At 35.3% G+C, this 23,068-nt stretch carries 18 protein-coding genes; 4 read left to right on the forward strand and 14 right to left on the reverse strand.

Annotated features, from left to right (window positions below; all coding sequences use genetic code 11):
• Positions 1-17 precede the first annotated feature (17 nt).
• Positions 18-2,477 carry a TonB-dependent receptor gene (locus tag ACFFU9_RS15895; RefSeq protein WP_379862470.1) on the forward strand — a complete coding sequence of 820 codons (2,460 nt, stop codon included), beginning with the start codon at positions 18-20 and terminating at the stop codon, positions 2,475-2,477.
• Positions 2,478-2,566: 89 nt separating this feature from the next.
• Here the strand turns inward: ACFFU9_RS15895 and ACFFU9_RS15900 are convergent, their stop codons facing one another.
• The gene (locus ACFFU9_RS15900) at positions 2,567-2,737 is read right to left on the reverse strand and encodes a hypothetical protein (RefSeq protein ID WP_379862471.1); all 171 of its coding nucleotides are present in this window, start codon (positions 2,735-2,737) and stop codon (positions 2,567-2,569) included.
• A 345-nt stretch (positions 2,738-3,082) separates the two neighbouring features.
• Here ACFFU9_RS15900 and ACFFU9_RS15905 point away from each other — a divergent pair, with 345 nt between their 5' ends.
• Both ACFFU9_RS15905 and ACFFU9_RS15910 read left to right on the forward strand, forming a co-directional pair.
• Positions 3,083-3,853: an XRE family transcriptional regulator gene (locus tag ACFFU9_RS15905; protein WP_379862472.1), complete on the forward strand. Its 771-nt coding sequence runs from the start codon at positions 3,083-3,085 to the stop codon at positions 3,851-3,853.
• Positions 3,853-5,193, forward strand: a complete 1,341-nt coding sequence (locus ACFFU9_RS15910; protein WP_379862473.1) for an exonuclease domain-containing protein — start codon at positions 3,853-3,855, stop codon at positions 5,191-5,193. Before ACFFU9_RS15905 ends, ACFFU9_RS15910 begins: the two co-directional genes overlap by 1 nt.
• Before the next feature lie 129 nt (positions 5,194-5,322).
• On the opposite strand, the gene ACFFU9_RS15915 is transcribed toward ACFFU9_RS15910, so the two are convergent.
• From ACFFU9_RS15915 to ACFFU9_RS15955, 9 genes are all read right to left on the reverse strand, one after another.
• Positions 5,323-5,751, reverse strand: coding sequence for a GNAT family N-acetyltransferase (locus ACFFU9_RS15915; protein ID WP_379862474.1), 429 nt, complete (start codon positions 5,749-5,751; stop codon positions 5,323-5,325).
• 292 nt (positions 5,752-6,043) lie between these two features.
• Complete coding sequence (locus ACFFU9_RS15920; RefSeq protein ID WP_379862475.1) at positions 6,044-8,080, reverse strand: transketolase family protein; 2,037 nt, start codon at positions 8,078-8,080, stop codon at positions 6,044-6,046.
• A gap of 402 nt (positions 8,081-8,482) precedes the next feature.
• Positions 8,483-8,824: a hypothetical protein gene (locus ACFFU9_RS15925; RefSeq protein WP_379862476.1), complete on the reverse strand. Its 342-nt coding sequence runs from the start codon at positions 8,822-8,824 to the stop codon at positions 8,483-8,485.
• Between the two features lie 106 nt (positions 8,825-8,930).
• Positions 8,931-10,316, reverse strand: coding sequence for a phosphoglucosamine mutase (gene glmM, locus ACFFU9_RS15930; protein WP_379862477.1), 1,386 nt, complete (start codon positions 10,314-10,316; stop codon positions 8,931-8,933).
• Between the two features lie 164 nt (positions 10,317-10,480).
• Positions 10,481-12,409 (reverse strand): glucosamine-6-phosphate deaminase, encoded by a 1,929-nt coding sequence (gene nagB, locus ACFFU9_RS15935; RefSeq protein ID WP_379862478.1) that lies wholly within the window; start codon positions 12,407-12,409, stop codon positions 10,481-10,483.
• Positions 12,410-12,436: 27 nt separating this feature from the next.
• Positions 12,437-13,414 (reverse strand): Gfo/Idh/MocA family protein, encoded by a 978-nt coding sequence (locus tag ACFFU9_RS15940; protein ID WP_379862479.1) that lies wholly within the window; start codon positions 13,412-13,414, stop codon positions 12,437-12,439.
• 30 nt (positions 13,415-13,444) lie between these two features.
• A complete protein-coding gene (locus tag ACFFU9_RS15945) occupies positions 13,445-14,773 on the reverse strand; it encodes a sugar MFS transporter (RefSeq protein ID WP_379862480.1) in 1,329 nt (442 codons plus the stop codon).
• Positions 14,774-14,789: 16 nt separating this feature from the next.
• Positions 14,790-15,872: a phosphotransferase enzyme family protein gene (locus ACFFU9_RS15950; protein ID WP_379862481.1), complete on the reverse strand. Its 1,083-nt coding sequence runs from the start codon at positions 15,870-15,872 to the stop codon at positions 14,790-14,792.
• Between the two features lies 1 nt (position 15,873).
• A complete protein-coding gene (locus ACFFU9_RS15955) occupies positions 15,874-16,776 on the reverse strand; it encodes a nucleotidyltransferase family protein (RefSeq protein ID WP_379862482.1) in 903 nt (300 codons plus the stop codon).
• A 238-nt stretch (positions 16,777-17,014) separates the two neighbouring features.
• Between ACFFU9_RS15955 and ACFFU9_RS15960 the strand changes: the two genes are divergently transcribed.
• Complete coding sequence (locus ACFFU9_RS15960) at positions 17,015-18,052, forward strand: LacI family DNA-binding transcriptional regulator (protein WP_379862483.1); 1,038 nt, start codon at positions 17,015-17,017, stop codon at positions 18,050-18,052.
• Positions 18,053-18,451: 399 nt separating this feature from the next.
• Here the strand turns inward: ACFFU9_RS15960 and ACFFU9_RS15965 are convergent, their stop codons facing one another.
• The 4 genes from ACFFU9_RS15965 to ACFFU9_RS15980 form a co-directional block, all read right to left on the reverse strand.
• Complete coding sequence (locus tag ACFFU9_RS15965; protein ID WP_379862484.1) at positions 18,452-19,111, reverse strand: sugar-binding protein; 660 nt, start codon at positions 19,109-19,111, stop codon at positions 18,452-18,454.
• Positions 19,112-19,170: 59 nt separating this feature from the next.
• Positions 19,171-19,863 carry a DUF6250 domain-containing protein gene (locus ACFFU9_RS15970; RefSeq protein ID WP_379862485.1) on the reverse strand — a complete coding sequence of 231 codons (693 nt, stop codon included), beginning with the start codon at positions 19,861-19,863 and terminating at the stop codon, positions 19,171-19,173.
• Positions 19,864-19,874: 11 nt separating this feature from the next.
• Positions 19,875-21,296 carry a sulfatase gene (locus ACFFU9_RS15975; protein ID WP_379862486.1) on the reverse strand — a complete coding sequence of 474 codons (1,422 nt, stop codon included), beginning with the start codon at positions 21,294-21,296 and terminating at the stop codon, positions 19,875-19,877.
• 150 nt (positions 21,297-21,446) lie between these two features.
• Positions 21,447-23,045 (reverse strand): sulfatase family protein, encoded by a 1,599-nt coding sequence (locus ACFFU9_RS15980; RefSeq protein WP_379862487.1) that lies wholly within the window; start codon positions 23,043-23,045, stop codon positions 21,447-21,449.
• Between the last annotated feature and the right edge of the window lie 23 nt (positions 23,046-23,068).

Genomic DNA, 23,068 nt, shown 5'->3' on the forward strand with positions numbered 1-23,068 from the left:
CTTAAAAATAACTTTAGATGAATCTTTCTGTACCTCTTTTTTTTATTCTCGCCATGTGCTTAATGCCTCATACGTTTTATGCACAAGGCCCTAATATTTCAGCTTCTACAACGCACCTTGCCAAAGATGTAAACATATCTGGTAAAGTTATCGATAAAGACACCAAAGAACCCTTAGAGTACGCGACCATAATTTTTACTAATAAAGAAAAAGTAACCACAGGTGGTATTACCGATAGTAATGGTCTTTTTAATATCTCTATTCAAAAAGGAGTTTACGATGTATCCATCGAGTACATTTCATACATAAGCAAAACCATTAAAAACAAAAAAATTGTTTCAGATGAAAACTTAGGCACTGTTTCATTGGAAATCAACATGGAAGCTTTAGGTGAGGTAGAAATTATTGCCGAAAGAACAACAGTAGAGATAAAGCTCGATAAAAAAATATACAACGTAGGCAAAGACCTTACTGTAAGAGGTGGTACTGTAAGCGATGTATTAGACAATGTCCCCTCTGTTTCTGTAGATGTAGAGGGAAATGTGTCCCTTAGGGGCCAAGACAATGTTCGGATTCTTATTAACGGTAAGCCATCTGGTCTAGTAGGCCTTAATTCTACAGATGCTTTACGCCAACTGCCCGCAGAATCTATAGAACGTGTTGAAGTTATTTCCTCTCCTTCTGCACGCTATGATGCCGAAGGTACCGCAGGTATTCTAAACATCATTTTAAGACGAAGTAAACTTCAAGGTTTAAATGGAGCTATTACAACTAACGTAGGGCACCCAACGCAAGCGGGTGTCTCTGGAAATATAAATTATAGAACCGGTGATTTTAATTTCTTTAATACTACAGGTTACAGCTACAGAGAATCTCCAGGCGAATCGTCCACTAAAAACGAATATTTTAACGGGAGTGACCCCAGCACATTCTTAAATGAAAACAGAGATTTTGATAGACAACGTAAAGGCATAAACACCAATTTTGGCGTAGAGTGGTATATTACAGATTCTGCCTCATTAACTAATTCTTTTTTATATAGAAATAGCAATGACGATGATGAAACCAGAAATCTATCAACCGAGTTAGACGAGTATGCCAATGTTATAAATAGCACTAACCGTTTTGAATTAGAAAAAGAAGACGATACTAATATTCAGTATTCATTAAACTTCGATAAACAATTTAATGGGAATAGTGAACATAAATTTACTTTTGATTTTCAATTTGAAAAAAGTAGAGAGAATGAAAATTCGCTAATTTCTGAAGATGGAAATGATGTAGAAACCGTTGAGACCTTAGAAAAACAAGATCAAATTTTATTGCAATCCGATTATGTTATGCCCATAGGCGAAAAAAGTCAATTCGAGTTTGGGTACCGTGGCAATTTCAGCAAGTTAAATACCGATTACACACTTGCTTTTAATGAAAGTGGTAATTATGTAGTAGATACCGATGTTAGCAACAATCTAATATACAAAGAACATATTAATGCGGTTTACTCTCAATTCGGCAGTAAAGTAAAAGATAAGTTTTCATTTTTATTAGGATTGCGAATGGAATCTACTCGTGTAACCATAGATCAAAAAACAAGCAACGACTTAAAAAAGAAAAACTACATTGGCCTATTCCCTACTGTTAACTTAGGTTATGAAATATCAGAAAAACAAAGTGTTACTTTAGGTTATAATAGAAGAATACGAAGAGCGCGTTCTCGTTATATCAATCCATTTCCTTCTCGAAGCAGTGCAACAAATCAATTTCAAGGAAATCCAGATATAAACCCAACCTACTCCAATTCCTTTGATATTGGATATTTAAATAGATTTGGTAAACTTACTCTAAATTCTTCTATATATTTCCAACATGCCACAGATGTATTTACATTTATAGCCCAAGACAGTGGAGAAACAGTAATTGTTGGCGGTACAGAAGTACCTGTTATAACACGTTCTCCAATAAACTTAGCGACCAATGACCGTTATGGGTTTGAGTTTACGCTAACTTATAGACCTAATAAAAAATGGAATATGAATGGAAATTTCAACTTATTCCAGTCTAAAACAGAAGGCTTTTATAATGATATAGATTACGGCGCCCAAAACGCAAGCTGGTTTATTAGGTTTAACAATAAATATACCCTACCCGGCAATATCGATTGGCAAACCCGTTTATTTTATATGGGCCCAAGAGAAGATGCACAAAACAAAACAAAAGGTATGTTTTCTACCGATATGGCCTTTAGTAAAGATTTATTTAAGGATAGCGCCTCTATCGCTTTAAGTGTAAGTGATGTATTCAATTCGGCTAAACGCGACATGTTATCTACCACAGAAACGTTTATTAGCGATAGTGAATTTAAATGGCGAAAACGTACTTTTAATTTATCGTTCACTTATAGGTTTAACCAACAGAAAAGAAATGACCGTGAGAGCAGACAAGGAGAGGATGGTGGAGAAGACATGGGTTTTGAGTAATAAAACCCATACTATTTAAACACAAAAAAAAGGAAGCTAAAAATTAGCTTCCTTTTTTGTTATCTTAAATGTTCAAAATAAATAATGACTTATTTATTTCGAGCCTTTTTTTCATCTCTTTTCTCTTTAATAAACTCTATAAGAGCACCACCGATCCAATACGGTATTACAAAAGTCATTAAAAATATCATCAACCAAAACCCTATGGTCAAAATGGTTAAAAATGCTAAAAATCCTAAATATTGGTCAAAATCGAACATAATGATGCGTGTCTTTTAAAAAATCTAATGCAAAGATAACGCAAAGCCATTAGTTATACAATATCAAATTAAAATATATTAACAGTGTTTTTAACAATTACATAAAGGAATGCCATATTCCAAATGTGGTTTTCTAATGGAATAACAGTTTTGCTTTTAAGATTTACTTATTTTTTTTACCACTGCTTAAATAATCCTTTTCGTAAAATCTCTTTTTAAAAACGGTTCTTTACGATGAACGTAGAAAGGCAAAAGAGGTTTTAAAATTTGATAAACAAAATATTTTTAGTTAAGCTTTAAAAACAACTACATATTATAGTTTTTATTACCTACTTTTGTAGCAACATGAAAAGAATAGCTACAAACATAAAGCATTTAAGAACGCTTAAAAAGCTTTCTCAAGAGGTTTTAGCCACGGAGCTAAACATTACCCGGTCCCGTATTGGTTCTTATGAAGAAGGACGCTCTGCCCCTACTATAGAATTGCTTATAAAGTTATCTGATTACTTTAAACTTCCTATTGATATTTTATTGCGAAACGATTTAACAAAAGCAACAAACGCCTCTTTTATTGAAATTGACAATAGACGGGTGTTGTTTCCTATTACGGTAGACTATGATAATGAGGATTTAATTGAAGTGGTTCCCGTTAAAGCTTCCGCTGGATATTTGGCCGGCTATGATGACCCCGAATATATTGAACAACTACAAAAAATAAAACTCCCCTTTTTACCTACAGGTAAACATCGAGCCTTTCCCATAAAAGGAGACTCCATGCTCCCTATGAAAGATGGTGCATTTGTTATTGGCCGTTTTGTAGAAGACAGAAAAGATATAAAAAGTGGAAGAACCTACGTATTAGTAACTCTAAATGATGGTATGGTATATAAACGCGTTATAAATAATATAGATTTTAACAACTCCCTGCTATTAATGTCCGATAACAAAAAATATAACGATTACAGCATTCCTATTAGTGATGTTTTAGAAATCTGGGAATACACATGCAGTATTAATACCCAAGAATATAGTGAAGAAGAACTCAAGCTAAGCAGCATTATAAATATGTTTACGGAACTGGGGATTGAATTAAAAGCTTTAGAAAAATTAATGTAATGGTATACACAGTTATTGACGTTGAAACTACAGGTGTTGGAAATAAGATTACCGAAATCTCTATTTTTAGATATGAAGATGATGTGCTAGTAGATGAGTTTACCTCACTTGTAAATCCAGAACGGCTCATTCCCGATTACATAACCGCCCTAACGGGTATTGAAGACAGTATGGTTGCCGAAGCGCCTACATTTTATGAGATTTCTGAAAATATTTTAGCCATAACCCAAAGTGCTACATTTATTGCCCATAGTGTTAATTTTGACTACAATGTGATACGAAACGAATTTAAGGCCATTGGTATAAGTTTTACGAGAAAAAAGCTTTGTACCGTAAGGTTGTCGCGAACATTGCTGCCTGGGCATAAGTCTTATAGTTTAGGAAAACTATGTAGCACCCTAAATATTCCTATAGTAGGCAGGCATCGTGCGAGAGGAGACGCTGAAGCCACTGTAACACTTTTTAAATTACTACTAGAACAGCCTAACGCCCATGATACCATTCAGTCTTTCTTAAAAAAAAACTCCAAAGAAGCAACGCTTCCAAAACACCTTAAGCAAGATACTTTTGAGCAATTGCCGCAAGCTCCAGGGATTTATTATTTTAAGGATAAAAAAGGCCGTGTAATCTACGTAGGCAAAGCAAAAGACATTAAAAAGCGTGTCTTAAGCCATTTTTATAGCAAAACAGAGAACGAACTCAATTTATCTCGTGAAACTGCTGATGTGGATTTTGAACTCTCGGGCAGCGAAACCATTGCCTTGCTTATGGAAGATGCTGCTATAAAACAATATTTTCCAAAATACAATCAAGCTGCTAAACGCCCCCCTAAAGCGTTTGCTTTATTTAGCTATCAAGACCGAAGAGGAATTATACATTTGGCTTACAACTCGCTTAAAGCTACCCCAGCGCCTATACAGATATTATACAGCATTCAAGAATGTCGCCAATATTTAGAACTTCTTTGTAAACGTTTTAATCTGTGCCCAAAATATTGTCATTTACAGGAAGGCGTCATGCATTGCTCCCATTATTCTATTCAAACCTGTAAAGGCATCTGTAAAGAAAAAGAATCTAATGCTTTATATAATCTCCGGGTGAAACAAGCTATAGAATATCTTAAAAATATATCTAAAGATTTGATTATAAAACAACTCGGTAGAAATGAAAATGAAGAGGCTTTTATTATGATTGAAAACAACAATTACCGAGGTTACGGCTTTATTGATAAAGATGAGCAGATTACTAATAATGCCGACCTGGAGCGTTTTTTAATTCCACAAAAGGATAATGTAGATATTCAAAAAATAATTAAGACTGCAATTGTGAGTACGTCTTGATTGCTTAAAATGCATCCTTAAAAATGTAATAGACCGACTTCAAATGCTTAATAAAACCATTTTGCCTTTTCATTGTAATTGAGGTTGGCTCCTTTTGAAATTATAAAGACCTGTAAAATCTAAATCCTACTATGCAATGGTTAATCGATACACATTAGTTTCTCTTTTTATAAACCCTAGCTTTTGATATAATTTATTCGCTGCTACTCGCTCCGGACTAGAGGTTAAGTTTATTTTTTCGATATTTTTATCCTTAACATACTCTATAGAAAATTGAATGAGTTGTTTGCCAACACCTTTACCTCTTGCGGCGCTATCAACCACCACGTCTTCTATCCAAACCTTATCTCCCGTTGGGATTCTATTAAAAACCAATGTTAATGTTCCTAATATTTCGTTATTTTCTTCTGCTATAAAAAGCACTGTATTAGGAGAAGCAATAAGGGTTTCCAAGTCTTTTTTTGTCGGCAATGCACAGTCTGGACAAAGCTGAGGAATCAGTTGCCCAAAGGCATTTACCACATTTTCTGTTATAGTTCTTACCTTGTAAATATTCATGATGAAAAATAAGTGTTTATTAAATTCTCAATACTATGCAACGTTTTTCAAAACCAACATATATCCAAATATAGAAAAGAAGTTATCAATAGGCACATATAAAGTATAAAAAAAGCCTTCTCTTAAAATATCTTTTAGATCTAAATAAATCACCAATAAAAAAACACCAGACAGAATACAGCTCTTACTTAGGTTAGGGTTTTGAAACTAGAACAAAAAAACCTGATGAAAAATTCCATCAGGTTTAGTCTCCTATCTTCTAATCTTATGATTTTAAAACAGCTTTAAAAATTTATACTGTTTTCAAATATTCTAATACTTCAATACTGACTTTTTCTCCAGTAAATCCGAATTTATCATCCAGTACACTTGCCGGTGCAGAATAGCCAAAATGTTCTAATCCGAACACTTTACCATTTGCGCCTACAAGTCCTTCTAAGTTTACAGGTAATCCTGCTGTTAAACCAAACAAAGGTTTGTTTTTTGGAACAATACGTTCTTGATATTCTTTTGATTGCAATCTAAATAAACCTTCTGAAATAATAGAAGCAATATTCACTTTTAAGCCATGTTTTACTTCTAAAAGTTCTGCAGCTTCAAATAAAGTCGCCACTTCCGATCCATTGGCTATTAACACCACATCTGGATTCTCTGTTTCTTTTACTAAATAGCCTCCTTTTTCTGCCGCTAAAGCCTCTTTATATCTTGAGGTGCCAAGTGCTGGAATATCTTTAATACCTTGTCTTGATAAAATCAAGCCTGTTGGCGTATTCTTGTTTTCCAAAGCCATTTTCCAAGCCACACTGGTTTCTGCAGAATCTGCAGGTCGTAAAGCCAAGAAACTGGGTTTGCCACTATGATTTTTAAGTTTTTCCAATAAACGTATTTGTGCTTCTTGCTCCACAGGCTGATGCGTTGGGCCATCTTCACCTACTCTAAAGGCATCATGTGTCCATACATATTTTACTGGTAATTCTTGGATCCCACTTAAACGAATGGCTGGTTTCATATAGTCTGAAAACACAAAAAATGTAGCCACTACAGGAATAATCCCTCCATGTAATGCCAATCCATTGGCGATACAGGCCATAGTTAATTCGGCAACCCCTGCTTGTAAAAACGATCCAGAAAAGTCTCCTTTTTGTAACGCTTGTGTTTTCTTTAAGAAGCCATCCGTTTTATCACTGTTCGATAAATCGGCAGACGACACAATCATATTCTCTACATTTTCGGCTAAGTAGCCTAAAACGCCAGAAGAAGCTGCTCTTGATGCTAATCCAGCTTTATGCTCTATAGATTCAAAGTCTAATTCTGGCAATTCTCCAGACAAGAAGAAGTCTAATTTATCGGAAAGTGCTGCGTTTTCTTTTCTCCAAGCTGCAATTTCAGCTTTCTTTTCGGCTGCCTTTGCTGTTTTTTCTTTTAATAAGTTTTGATAAAATGCATTAACATCATCATATATATCAAACGGATTATCTATAGAAGCGCCTAAGTTTAATAAGGTTTTGGCGTAATCTGCACCAGTAGCACCTATGGGCTGACCATGTAATTCACAATGGCCCTCAAACATACTGCCATCTGCAGTAACACAGCCTTTACCAATTATCGTTTTACCAATAATTAATGTTGGTTTTTCTGTTTCGTTATTGGCATCGGTTAATGCTTTTCTTATTTCTTCATGATTATGCCCATCAATAGTCACTACTTTCCATCCCCAAGCTTCATATTTCATGGCGGTATCTTCAGTTGTTACCTCATCTGTTGGTGTAGACAACTGGATATCGTTAGAATCGAAAAACATAATAAAATTGCTCAAACCTAAATGACCTGCAATTCTACCAGCACCTTGAGAGACCTCTTCCTGTATGCCTCCATCTGAAATAAAACCATATATTTTATGGTTCATCCAGTCTCCAAAACGAGCCTGTAAAAACTTAGCGCCAATTGCCGCACCAATACCCATGGTATGACCTTGACCTAAAGGGCCTGAAGTATTTTCGATACCTCTAGCAACATCTACCTCTGGATGTCCTGGTGTAATAGACCCCCACTGACGAAAATCTGCAATATCTTCTTTTTTATAATTACCCAAAAGGTAATACTGTGCATACATTAATGTTGATAAATGTCCCGCATCCATAAAAAAACGATCTCTAAATGGCCATGCCATATCTGAGGGGTCATAATTAAAAAATTCTGAATATAGGATGTGCATAAAATCAGCGCCTCCCATAGGGCCACCTGGATGTCCCGAATTTGCCTTTTCTACCATAGCCACAGCCAATGCCCTAATATTATCCGCGGCCTGTTGATCTATTTTTTTGTTCATTTTGTTAATGATGTTAATATTTATCGTTTGTTCGTAATTTCTTACACTTATTATTAATATAATTACAAATCTATTAAAAATTTATCTCTCATTGATTCTATATTCAAATTTAAAATCAAATTCTAATTTTTTTGATATATATTTTTACTAATATTTTTTTTGATTTTTTAATTCACCAAAACAAAAAAAACACAAAACACTACTTATAAGATGATTAACCAAAACTTTGAAGAATTTTTAACAAGACAATTAACAATTAAAAAATAGGGAGGTTATATAGAGCATATTCAAAATCCTATTGTTTTCAGCGCACTTAAAAATATCCTATATTTATCATACTTGTTTTTAAAATCTTAAAAAACGGATTATATATAATAATAATATTTAAATACCAAATCTATTTTAGCAAGAGGAATTTCCTTTTTCACCATTCTCTTTTAAAAACAATACACTATAACGTTTAAAATGCTCGACCAAAGACTGTAAATGCTTATAGAATTTAATCATGGTTTTTTTACATTTACTTTTTACTATAATTTCAAAAGCGATATTTTTTTCTTCTATTAAATTTATAAAGAACCATCCGTTAGGAAAAAAAACCGTTAAGCCCTTATTTCCCATTTGTGTTTGATATAATATAAATTCACCATTAGCCCAATTAAGCAATTGCCCATAAGCATCTATAGAATTTAGGTGCTCATGCCAAACCATTTGATATCTGGAATCTACAAATTCTGGTTTCATTTTATTGTTTTTTTAAAGCGCTCACATTTAGACCATAGTCTATAAATTAAATCCCGTTGCTAATTACAACGGGATTCCTGCTATTAATCACTCTGTATTTAATTTATTAAATCAATGTTTTAATCTCGGAGATTATACGGTCTGCTAATTTATCTGCTTTTTCTTGAGATAAACTTTCTGTATAAATCCTAATTATAGGCTCGGTGTTGGACTTTCTTAAATGCACCCATTCTGAAGCAAAATCAATCTTTACGCCATCTATTGTGTTAACCTCTTCATTTTTATACTCGATTGCCATTTTATTTAAAATATCATCCACATCGATATCAGGTGTTAAAACTATTTTCTTTTTACTCATAAAATAATTCGGGTAAGTCCCTCTTAAGGCTTTACATGATATCTTTTTATGGGCGAGATGGGAAAGAAATAAAGCAACACCCACCAAAGAATCTCTCCCATAATGGGATTCAGGATATATAATCCCGCCATTTCCTTCACCCCCTATAACAGCTTTTGTTTTTTTCATTTCAATAACAACGTTCACTTCGCCCACCGCACTAGCCGTATAGGTTCCACCGTGTTTCTCTGTAACATCCTTTAAAGCTCTCGAAGATGATAAATTGGAAACCGTATCGCCACCTTTTAATTGTTCCAACACATAATCTGCACAGGCCACAAGCGTGTACTCTTCACCAAACATAGCCCCATCTTCACAAACAATTGCCAACCGATCAACATCAGGGTCGACTACAATACCTAAATCGGCCTTTTCTTTAACCACAAGCTCCGATAGGTCTGTTAAATGCTCCTTTAATGGTTCTGGGTTATGCGGAAAGTGCCCATTGGGTTCGCAATATAACTTAACACAGGCTACACCCAGCTTATCTAATAAGGCAGGAATTGCAATGCCTCCTGTAGAGTTTACGGCATCGACAACCACTTTAAAGTTTGCCTCTTTAATAGCCTTTACATCTACTAGTTTTAATTTTAAAACTTCTTCAATATGTTTGTCTATATATCCAGATACTTTTTTGTAAGTGCCCAAGTCATCCACATCGGCAAAAAAGAAAGCATCTTTTTCGGCAATTTTTAAAATCTTTTTTCCTTCTTCAGCATTTAAAAACTCCCCTTTTTCATTAAGCAATTTTAAAGCATTCCATTCTTTTGGATTATGACTTGCGGTGATTATAATCCCACCATGAGCAGATTCCATAGGAACCGCAATCTCTACAGTAGGTGTTGTAGAAAGGCCTAGATCTATTACATTTACACCTAAACCTACTAAAGTATTACTTACCAATCCACTTATCATCTCTCCAGAAATTCGGGCATCTCTACCCAAAACAACGGTTAAGGTTTTAGTGCTATTTTGTTCTTTTAGCCACATACCATAGGCTGCTGCAAACTTTACAGCGTCAATGGGCGTTAAGTTATCATTTACTTTACCCCCAATAGTGCCTCTTATTCCTGAAATGGATTTTATCAGTGCCATAATATCTCTAATTTATAATTTTAAACCCCATCTTTGGAAACAAGAATGGTGTCTTATGTAAGGTGATATAGGACGAAAGACATATAAAGACTTATTCTTTGAATGCAAAACGTCCTATACCAGCTTATTTAATAATTCCGTTTAATAATATTTTGGTGTATCCTTTAATACTCCCATCTTACAAAGGCTTCCATCGCTGCATAATGCGATAGGCCAAGTTGGTCGTAAAGTTCGGCTGTTTCTTTGTTCCTATCCTCAGCACGTTGCCAAAACTCTCTACTATCGGTACCCTGGAACACCACTCCATCTTTTTGCGATTGGTGTTTAAAGATTCCTTTCCGTTTCTCTAAAACTTGGTCTGGCCCCATGGGTACAGCCATCTCAATCTCATCGATACTCCATTCTTGCCAAGCGCCACGATATAGCCACAACCAACAATCATTCATGAATTTTTTAGGCTTAAGTGCTTTAACAGCTTCGAAAACAGCATCTAAACATACTTTATGCGTTCCGTGTGGATCCGCCAAATCTCCTGCTGCAAAAATCTGATGGGGTTTAATTTTTTCAATTAAATCCATTGTTAACTTAACATCTTCTTCTCCTAAAGGATTTTTCTCGATTTTACCAGTTTCATAAAACGGTAATTCCATAAAATGAATTTGAGCATCTGGAATACCGATAAAATGACATGTGGCACGCGCTTCTCCTTTTCTTATAAGGCCTTTAATATACCGTACTTCTGGCGTGTCTATTTCACTTGATTTTTTGTTTTTCAAAAACTCAGCGGCTTTTTTATAAATGTCTATCGCTTCTTTGCTTTCAATTCCGAATTTCTCATTGTAATCGCAAACAAAACTGGCAAATCGCAAGGCCTCATCATCTGCAACAGCTATATTACCTGAGGTTTGGTAGCCCACATGAACCTCATGTCCCTGTTCATGCAATCTTTTAAAAGTCCCCCCCATACTAATGATGTCGTCATCGGGATGTGGACTAAATATAATAACCCGTTTTTTAGCCGGTTCTGCACGTTCTGGTCGTTTAGCATCATCGGCGTTTGGTTTTCCGCCTGGCCAACCTGTAATAGTGTTTTGTAGTTTATTGAATATTTTAATATTGATATCATATGCTGGACCAGAATCTGCCAAAAGATCACTCATACCGTTTTCGATATAATCGGGATCTGTTAACATTAAAATAGGTTTATTGAGATGAAGGGCCAAATTGAGAACCGCTTTTCTAATCAACTTATCTGTCCAAACAATTTTTTCAACCAACCAAGGCTTGTCTATTCTTGTTAGTTTTGATGCCGCAGCTTTATCCAATATAAAAGTAGCGTTATTATGTTCCTGTAAGAACGATGCTGGTACTCTACTAGTTACCTCACCCTCTGTTGAAGCCTTTATTATATTCGCTTTTCTTTCACCCCATGCTAAAAGTATCACTCTTTTAGCTTCCATAATTTTCTTAACGCCTACTGTAATAGCCGTTCTAGGGGTGTTTTCCAAGCCTGAAAAATCGCCGCTTGCTGCCACTCTAGTAATGTGATCTAAAGCCACCAAACGCGTTCTGGAGTTTTGAAGCGACCCAGATTCGTTAAATCCAATATGGCCATTACCTCCAATTCCTAAAATTTGGATATCGATACCGCCCAAAGATTCTATTTTGGACTCATATTGATCACAAAAATCGGCAATGCCCTCTTTAGATAATAGTCCATCAGGTATATGGCAGTTTTCTGGCAATATATCGATATGATTGAACAAATGTTCTTTCATAAAGCGCACATAACTGTTTACAGAATCGGGCTCCATAGGATAATATTCATCCAAATTGAAAGACACCACATTTCTAAAACTTAAGCCTTCCTCTTTATGCAAACGCACCAATTCTACATATAAGCCCTTTGGAGAAGACCCCGTTGCCAATCCTAGAATACAGGGCTGTTTTTGAGCCTGTTTAACTCGTATAAGATCTGCTATTTCTTTAGCAACGGCTTTCGACGCTGTCGCTGAATTTTCAAAAACCACGGTTCCGATATTCTCAAACCGTTTTTCGAATCCTGTTGCTTTGTCTATACTGCTTTTTAACATATCTATTTTTTTATGTATTATTTAGTTTTAATTATTTCTTCCCAATATCCTGTCTAAGACCCAACTGGTATGCATCGCGGTTTTTCCAGTAGAAGGATGTACAATCCTTTTAGATAAATGGGCTTTCATGTTTTGCACATGAAACTGCTGAATATGTTTCGGGTTTTCTATGACAACACTTTCTTTTTGTCCTTCAGTTTCCAGTTCTATAGGAGCCTCATCAAAAACCGAAAAGCGTATTTTTCCTTTACTGCCATAAATTTCTACTTGATCTTCTCTTTTTGCCGTTCCAAAATTCCAACTTCCAGACCCTGTTACTCCATTCTCATGGACCCAATGCCCTGTAACGGCATCCATGGCTGTATATAAGCCTTGTTGGTTAATGGCCATACCCCTTGCTTCTGTAATGGGACCTAGTAAGTGGCCAAATAAATCTATGCCATGAGATGCCAGATCGTCAAAATACCCTCCATAAGCAATTTTAGCATCGGTACGCCAATTGTAGTTTTTAGACAGGTCTATAGCATTTGCTGGTTTGCTAAGGTGCCAATTGATATGCCTAAGCTCCCCTATTTTATTATTATCGACCCAGGATTTTACGTTTTCAAACCTAGGCAATGAACGTCTATAATATGCCACAAACAATGGAATGTTCTTAGCTTCAAAAGCATTATTAATTTCCACACATTCCTTGTAAGTAGGCGCCATCGGTTTTTCAATACAACATATTTTACCTGCTGCGGCCACTTTTAAGGCATAATAACCATGGGAATCTGGTGGCGTTGCAATGTAAACAGCATCAATTTCAGGAGCATTAATCAAATCTTCTGCCTGTTGATAAACTTTGGGAATCGCGTGTCTTAAAGCATAATCTTGAGCTTTTTCAAAATCCCTTCGCATTACGCCGTGCAACTCAAAACCTTCTGTCTTTTGATAAGCAGGACCGCTTTTAAGCTCCGTAACATTTCCACACCCAATAATGCCCCATTTATAAACCTTAGTCATAACTTCATAAACCTTATTAAAATCTGTTTTTTATTTAGATGTCCAACTTTTAAACTTATGTCCCCATAAGGCAAAAAACAGAACGAAAGCATAACATGGTATTAAAATCCAATAACTGCTTGTAGACGCCGCAGCCATAGCCTCGGCCTGTTCTATGCCACTAGTTACCAATTCATGTTTCGTAGAATCGACCATTCTTCCATATAATGGCGGAATAATAGCACCCCCAGAAATAGCCATAACCAATAAGGCTGAAGCTGTTTTGGTGAACTTTCCTAACCCATCCAAAGACAATGGCCAAATTGCTGGCCAAACTAAAGCATTAGCTATACCAAGAGCAGCTACAAATAATATAGAGGTATACCCGGTGGTATTTAAAATACAGATACTGAAAATAATCCCTAAAATGGCACTAACGATCAATGCTGTGGTTTGCTTAACATATTTAGGTATTAAAAATACGCCTAAAGCATATGTTGCAACCATCGCCATAAGCGTGTAAGTGGTAAAAAATTTAGCCTCTTCTCCAGTAAACCCTAAAGAGATGCCATAAGCGATTATCGTATCGCCTGCAATAACTTCTGCTCCAACATACACGAATAACGCTAAAACACCCAACCATAAATGTGGAAATTGAAAAATACTGGTTTTCGCTGTTTTACCTGTTGCGGTTTCCTCCACCTCTTCTGCCTCAACATGTGGTAATGGTGCTTTTCTTATTAAGGCTCCTAAAACAAATAGAACAACTGCCATAATGATATAAGGCATAAAAACACTATCTGCCATGGTATCCAATAGCACTGTTTTTTCTTCTAGAGTAGCCGTTCCTAGTTTTTCTTTTACTTCATCAATACCCGACAATAATATAGCACCAAAAATTAAAGAGCCCAAAGCTCCAGCGGTTTTGTTGGCTATACCCATAATAGCGATACGTTTAGCACCACTTTCTATGGGACCTAAAATAGTAATATATGGGTTGGCTGCTGTTTGTAAGATTGTCATCCCTACGCCTTGAATAAAAATACCAGTTAAAAACACCCAATAAGTTCTGGCTTCTGCTGCGGGAATAAAAACCAAAGCCCCTATTCCCATGATGATCAACCCTAAAGACATCCCTCTTTTATATCCAATTTTATTTAGAATATACGAGGCTGGCAATGCCATCACCACAAAAGATATGTAAGAAGCCGATGCAACTAAATAAGACTGTGCATCGGTTAACTCGTTAATGGTTTTCATAAACGGAATTAAAGCTCCATTGATCCATGTTACGAACCCGAAGATAAAAAAGAGTCCTGCTATAATAATTACAGGCACCAAGGTTTTGTTTTTAGTTTGTAAATCGTGTGAATTTGACATATAGTTTAAATTAGCGTTAGTGGTTTTCTAGTTGAACTTCATCATACTTTTCGGTTAAACTCTGTATAAGCTTAAACTGGTTCTTTGCACGATCCAAATTATGTTCCGCATATTTTGTTTTATAATACGTATCGCCATTCAAATAATCTGTTAAGAACCGTAACGCCATAATAAATATCATGGTTTTAGCTGCTAATGGCAAATGCTTCAATTCTAAAGGCGATATGGATTTTTTCATTTTCTTTAAAAACCCTTTAGTATAAGCCTTATAGAATTCCACATTAAACTCTACCAAATCCAAATTCGTTTCATCTTCGGCCGCAGTATTGCAAATGGTTCTTATGGCATCTCCAAAATCGTAATGCACAATTCCAGGCATCACCGTATCGGTATCTATCAAACAAAGCCCTTTATCTTTCTTATTGAAAAGTGCATTTGATATTTTAGTATCGTTATGGGTAACCCGTAATTTTATGTCTCCAGATTCCTTAAGTTTTTGAAGGATATGCATTTCTTCTTTTAGCGCTTCCACCTTTTTTATATAGGGTTTTGCCTGACCCAACCGTTCTTTAGAGGCTACTTTTAGAGCTGCTTCAAATTGGGAGTATCGAAATGACATATCATGAAATTTCGGAATAACCTCTGTTAATTGAGAAGCATCAAAATCATCAGTATAGGTTAAGAATTGCCCTAATAATTTTCCGCCTTGATATGCAATTTCTTTACTGGTAACAATTTCATGGGTTACGCTTTTATCTATAAAATACGTTAAGTTCCAATAATTTCCATCTTCGCTTTTATAAAAGGAATGTCCATCTTTGGTTTTAGCGAAGGCCAATACGCGTCTTTTTTTCTTTTTTTCAGATAAATCATTTAGTTTTTTCTGAATATGACGACTCACCGCCACCTTATTTTCGATAAGTCCTGGAACGTCTTTAAAAACGCCATGATTAATACGTTGCAAAACAAAGTAAGGCTTCTTTCTGGTTATAATAAGATATGTATCATTAATATGCCCAGATGCTAATTCTTTAAAACTATAAAATTCGCCATCATGTTCAAATTCCTCGAAAATGGTCTTTAATTTCTCTCTTAACATATTACCAAAGTTTGGTAGGGTAAACGCCCTGTTCTTTTAATTCTTCTATTGCTTTTTGAACAATTTCTTTATCTTCTTTATAAGTAACCCCAAACCATTTGGCATTAGATTTCAAAACTTCTACACTAGCTTTTTCTGATTTCAATATCTCATTGACCACAGAAGGAATATAAAACTCTGCTTTTAAATTATCTTTATTAGCCTCTAAGAACGTTTCAAATAAGGATCCGCCAAACTCAAAACACTTAGGCGTAAATCCCCAAAAATTCATGGACACGACCGTTTCACCATCAATAGGGATCATTTTGCCATCGTCATCTTTTCGCTTCAATTCACCATCTATTTTTTCGATATGCGTACGCTCTGTCACATCTACCAAATACCCATCTTCATCTACTTGGCACTCCCCTCTAGACACATACCCATGATCGGAAACCGTGTTTTTAAGCAAGTAAGCCATCGTATTAAAGTTGTAAGAATTTTTATCTTTTTTCGCTAGAGACTTTGCCATAACCTGAAATGCTTCGGCACCGTAAAAATCGTCTGCATTAATAATTGCAAAGTTCTCTGTAACAGCATCTTTCGCCATTAAAAGAGCATGACCTGTACCCCAAGGCTTAGTTCTTTCTGAGTTTATGTATTTATCAGGAACACTATCCAATTCCTGATACACATAAGCCACTTCTGCTCTACCTTTTAATTTTTTATTAAAAATCGCTTTAAAGTCTTCTTCAAAACTCTTTCTAATAATAAAAACAAATTTTCCAAACCCAGCCCTAAGAGCATCGTATAGTGAAAAATCGATAATGGTATCGCCTTCTGGAGTAAAGGCGTCCATCTGTTTTAACCCCCCATACCTACTTCCCATGCCGGCGGCCAATATTACAAGTGTTGGTTTTTCCATTTTTTTGTATTTTATTTTTTATTTAAAAATCAAGATCATCGAGAAGACAAAAACATAATGCCTTATTAACCAGCAGAATAAACAAACAAAACAAAGCTAAAATCATTCTACCTCTTACAAAAATAGAGAATGTAATTGGATTAAAAAAGGAAAAAGCAAAAATATGTGTTCGAACACACAAAAAATATGTGTTCGATAACATAGTTGGAAATTTCAATTGCTTTTATATATTTGTAACATGTCTAAAAAATATACCATTCGTGATATTGCCGAGCTAGCAGGTGTTTCTAAAGGCACAGTAGATCGTGTTTTACATAAAAGAGGGAAAGTTTCGGAAACGGCCCTAAAAAAAGTAACACAAGTACTAAATGAAATAGACTACCACCCCAACCTTATTGCCCGAAATTTAAAAAACAATAAGGCATATACCATTTATGTGTTACTTCCAGACCCTAATGAAGATCCTTATTGGGAATCTTGTTTAGAAGGTATTGATACGGTAATGGTAGAATTTGGTGCTTTTGGTATTAATATACAACAATTATACTTTAGCCCTACAAACACCCAATCTTTTTTAGATGCTAATGCCTTTATACAACGTGCCGCGCCAGATGGAGTACTTCTAGCGCCCTTATTTTTTAAAGAGGCAAGAATTGTTTTGCAACACTATGACACCTTAGGCATTACGGTTTTAACATTTAACAACGCCATTAAGTCTACCACCACAAAAAGTTTTATTGGTCAAGATCTGTATCAAAGTGGGCGCGTTGCTGCTAAATTAATGCACAGCATTACCGATCATGGAGATATTGCCATACTTCATATTGATGAAAAGTATAAAAATGCGGTATTTATGCAAGAAAAAGAGAAAGGATTTAGAAGTTACTTTAAAGCATGCCCGGATTACAATGTTTTAAAGTGCAAATTGAAACATCCTGATTTTGAACTGGTACTTAACAGTTTTATAAAAGACCATCCTAATTTAAAAGGAATTTTTGTTACCACCTCCAAAACCTATCAAGTGGCAGATTTTATCAAAAAAAACCTTTACAATCATATCGCGCTGGTAGGCTATGATTTGTTAAATGAGAATGTAGCACATTTAAAAGCTGGTACTATAGATTTCTTGATCCATCAAAACCCGAAACAACAGGCATATTTTGGGTTGAAATTTTTAGTGGAGTATTTTCTCTTTGAAAAGGAAATTCCAAGTCAATTATTACTGCCAATAGATATCGTTAATTCTGAAAACGTAAATCCGTTTATGAGACATTAACGTTTAGTATAAAAGAAATAGGTTAATAAATAAGCCCGTACTAATGGGTTAGTACGGGCTTATTTAATTTGTTTTATATACCGCTAAACGAATACTCCCGAGCACTCGGAAACCTTCTTAATAATTTAAAACAAGTTGCTTTTTGTAAAAGTAATAGATTTACCAATTTACAGCTAAATTTAAAATTATGTTTAAAAAAAGTAGCCCTATTATGAACGTGCCTTTATTTAGCTTTGGTTATTGCAAGACGAATACTTAGTTAGTTTGTATTTCTCTCGTTTGATTCCATATTTTGGAATTCCATTGCATATTTAATTTTTGAAATTTAATTCGAATTTTTATCGTACTCATAAGTAAATTTAGCTTTTAAAAGCTTTCCGTTTTCTTTCAATCAAGTGATTATAGTTTAACCTCTTCCAACTGTAAGAGCCCAAAAGAAGTTGAAGTATGAAAGTCTGGAGTTTCTGTGTTTGGATCTACCCAAGTAATCCAAGTAGGCTCATAGTTTCCGTTTTCCTGTTTATTGTATTTTGCTCTATAAATACCCGTTTCAATAGTGCCCTCTTTTAAAAGGTTCTTTTTAATTAATGAAGCTACACTAATGGCTATCTCAACGGTAAAAAAATCGTTTTGAATATCCGATTTAATTGAGATATCTGCTTCAGGCCATTTCCAATTAAAATCAAATACTCTATTAGGTTTCGCTTTAAAATCCATCAAACGAGGTGAAGGGTCTATTTCTAAACAATAATAAGGATCCAATTGCTTGTTCGACCTAAAAAAAAGCTCTACTCTATCTGAATTATTAATGCTTTTTACTGTATTATCTGCAGTATCTATATGGATATCAGAATCTTGAACTTTAAAACAAAAAAACACATATGTACCATCCCATAAGGCTTTAAATTCTATTTCCTTTATGTTTTCGTCATCCCACGGAGAGCAAAAATCTGTTAAACCTGTCGCTTTTTCCCAAAGAGGGTGATCGGCCTTACCATTGATCTTTAGATGATTTTCATCAATTTTTTTAACCCTATACTTTTTTAACTTCGAGTTCAATTGTCTTGCTTTTTTTTACTGTTAATACTGAATTAAATATTTTAAATATGCTTTAGCTGTTAATGTAATTTGATTACCTTGAAATTCTCTATTTCCATGTGGTTGTTTACGGTTCTAAATCCAAAATAACCATTCGTGTATGGGTTTTGGTCGTTTATTTCAAAAACAACAACGCCATCTCTACTATAACTTGTGTAGTTCTTTTTTACCAAAATTTCGATATGCATTTTTTTATTAGCCACAATCATAAATGCCTTATCTGTTAAATCGTGTTCTGGCCGTAATGGCCTATCTAAATTCCCATCATATCGCCTAAATCTGGTTTTGGAATTATGATGCCCTCCATAACCTACATAGTACAATTTTAAATGATGATAGTTTGGAAAATGGCCTGCACGATGCTCAGATTCTTTAAAAAAATCTTTAGGGTTTCTAGGGTCGTTTGCCATCCAAAAACAATTCATATCTGAAACTCTATCGTAGAGGCCATTATGGTCTATAATGGTAATATCGTATTCAATTTTAATATGCCCTTCTAGCTTATGTTTAAACCAAACTGTACAGCCTTTAGCATCTATCACTTCCATTTTTCCATTAGCAACTTCCACTTGGCCTTTGGGTTGTTGTTCTACAACCCAATTTGCGCTGTGACTTAAAACATCATCGTACAAGATTGTTGCTGAATTTTGGCAAGCACTAAAATATAAAAAAGTAATTAAAAATAAGATTTTAAATCCGTTTATCTTTTTCATTGTGTTATAATTTATGGCACTTCCTTAAAAGCACTATTTATTGTGGCTTTATTAGCATTAACAGCCTCCTGGAGATCACGCAATCTTTTTCTAAGGGTCTTTACTTTTTCAGGGTTTTGCAATGCCAGATTATGAGTTTCTGATATATCATCAGATAAATTGTATAGCTCTACGGTGTTTGCTTCATAAAACTCAATTAATTTCCAGTCCCCTTGCCTGATGGCTGCTCCGGGTGTCCATCCACTGGCATGGTAATGAGGATAATGCCAAAAAATATCTTTTCTGTCCAAACTATTCTCTGTAAACAAAGGGCTTAAATCCACACCATCTATTTGTAAGGAGGGGTTTAATGCCACCTGGGTTTGGGTTAAAATCGTTGGAAAAAAATCATGACTAATTACAGGTTCTGAAACCACTCTACCACCTGCTTTATAATACGCTGGCTTTATTAGTAGCGGCACACGCACTCCACCTTCATAAAGCCAACCTTTACCAGCTCTTAATGGATGTACGGCTGTGGGTTTTTGATAATTAAGCCCTTCTTTTATCGTGGTTAGTCCGCCATTATCTGAAGTAAAAATAATGGTGGTATTATCATAAAGGCCTTCCTTTTTTAATTTATCAATTAATCTTCCAACATTTTCATCAAGAGCATACACCATGGAGGCATATTCTGGGTTGTTTTGAACGACCCTAGTAATGGCATGTCCCTCTCTTTTTTCGGTAGTTACCAAGCTATCCATGGTTTTTAGTTTTTCTCTAAACCTAGTGACATGGCGTTTATTTGCTTGTATAGGAGTGTGCACCGTATAATAAGATACATATAATAAAAACGGTTTATCCTGAATAGTATCTAAAAACTTGATAGACTCATCGGTTAGCCTGTCCGTTAAAAACTCGTTTTTAGGCCCGTCGGTTAAATACGGGTTTTTATATGGAGAATAGTACCCTCCTGGCGGCTGTCCCATATGGTATCCACCAAGATTTACATCAAAACCTTGATTGTCGGGTAAAAAACCTTCATCTCCTATATGCCATTTTCCAGCAAAAAAAGTACTGTATCCGTTCGATTTTAAAACTTCAGCAAAAGTAGTTTCATGCAACGGCAGTTCATGCAAATCTTGAGGGCCTAGCAACCTCATGTCTTGATTGTCGTCACCAGGAATCCAATCGGTAATATTGATATGTGCAGGGTGTTTCCCTGTTAAAATGGATGCCCGAGTAGGCGAACATATAGACGCAGAAGCATAGGCATCTGTAAACTGGATACTCGTGTTACTTAAAGCATCAATATGGGGTGTTTCGTAAAATGTGCTGCCGGAATAGCCCAAATCGGTCCAGCCTAGATCATCGACCAGAATAAAAACGACATTTTGCCTTTTTTCTTTCTCTTTACAAGAAAAAATCGACAAAATAAAAATCAGTAAAAGCATCTTGTTTTGCATCTTGTTTTTTTTTGTGACAGCCTAAATTAAAAGTTACATCTGCGTGTATACCTCAAAATATTACACATAGAATTGTTGATTTAAAAGGAGTGCTTTTTACAAAACTCCATATTTCTTTAATGTGCCTGACCAAAAGGGTTAATTTAGCTCGACTTCATGTTTGTTGGTAAAACCATCCTTTTTTAAGTTTACTAATTTCTCTCTTAAATCTTTTACTTTTTCAGGAAATTTTTCCGCAAGGTTGTTTTTCTCGTTTGGATCGTTTTTTAAATCGTAAAGCTGTGGTTCCATTTGAAACCCTGTTTCTATAATAGGTCCCCAAGGTACATATTTTGGTCCCTCTAATGGCTCTATATACTTCCAATGCCCTTCAAGAAAAGACAAAGGCCCCATAAAACTTTCTTGTACCAACGACGTTCTTCCAATCTTATCATCCCCTAACAAAACACTTAACCTGTCTTGGCTATCAATCACATCGTTTCCAAGCTTCTCAACTCCTATAAGTTTTGCAAAAGACCGCAGAAAATCTACTTGGCTAAACAAGGCATTAGAAACCATTCCTTTGTTATTACCATCTGGCCATCGTATAATTAATGGAATTTTGCTTCCTCCGTCGTAAGCGCTATATTTCCCTCCACGCATACCTCCTGTGGGTTGGTGATCACCTAATAGTTCTCGTGCACGATCATGATATCCATCATCGATTACCGGGCCATTATCACTAGAAAAAACAACGATTGTATTATCCAGAAGATTTTGATCTTTCAATTCTTCCATAATTTGCTTTACCGTCCAATCTAACTGCAAAATAACATCGCCTCTAGCCCCCATGCTACTTTTCCCTTGAAACATTTTATTCGCTACTCTTGGCACATGGATATCGTGTGTAGAAAGCATTAAAAAAAAAGGCTGGTTAGTATGTGCTTGAATAAATTTTTTAGATTTATCCACCAACTCCATAGGGATGGTTTCATCATCCCATAAAGCAGCTTTTCCTCCTTCCATATAACCAATTCTACTAATACCATTTACAATGGTGTTATTATGGCCCTGTGATGGTTTTAAGCTTAACTGTTCTGGGTTTTCTTTTCCTGTGGGCCAATCTCCTATTTTTTCTTTATAATTAACGTTAATAGGATCATTAGGATCTAAATTTACAATGTGATGGTTCTCAACAAAAACACAAGGCACTCGATCGCCAGTTGCAGGTATGAGATAGGAATAATCAAAACCGACTTCCAGTGGTCCCGGTGCTATTTTTCCGTTCCAATCCGGACCATCTTCACCTCCTAATCCTAAATGCCATTTCCCTACAATACCTGTTTTATAACCTGCGGTTTTAAGCATGCCTGGTAAAGTGGTTCTAGCGGTATCAATCAATAAAGATTGATCTCCTTTTGCAACACCAGTACCTTTTTTTCTCCAAGCATAATCTCCCGTTAATAAAGAATACCTAGAAGGTGTACATGTGGCAGCCGTGGCATATGCATTATGAAATGCAATCCCTTCGTTTGCCAAAGCATCTATAGCAGGGGTTTCAATACTAGTAGCCCCAAAACTACTAATATCTCCATAGCCAAGATCATCGGTGTAAATTAAAACGATATTTGGTTTTTGTTGTTCCTCTTTAGAAATGTTTGCAGTATCTCTATTTTCTGAAGTTTTGTTTTTACAGCCGATTAGCGTATAAATAAGTAAAAAACTCAATACTAACGTATAATTTTTAAAATTGATCATGGCTTTTATAATTTTATTTTTTT

This window comes from Mariniflexile ostreae (assembly GCF_042427585.1).
In the GTDB taxonomy this organism is placed as follows: Bacteria; Bacteroidota; Bacteroidia; order Flavobacteriales; family Flavobacteriaceae; genus Pseudalgibacter; species Pseudalgibacter ostreae.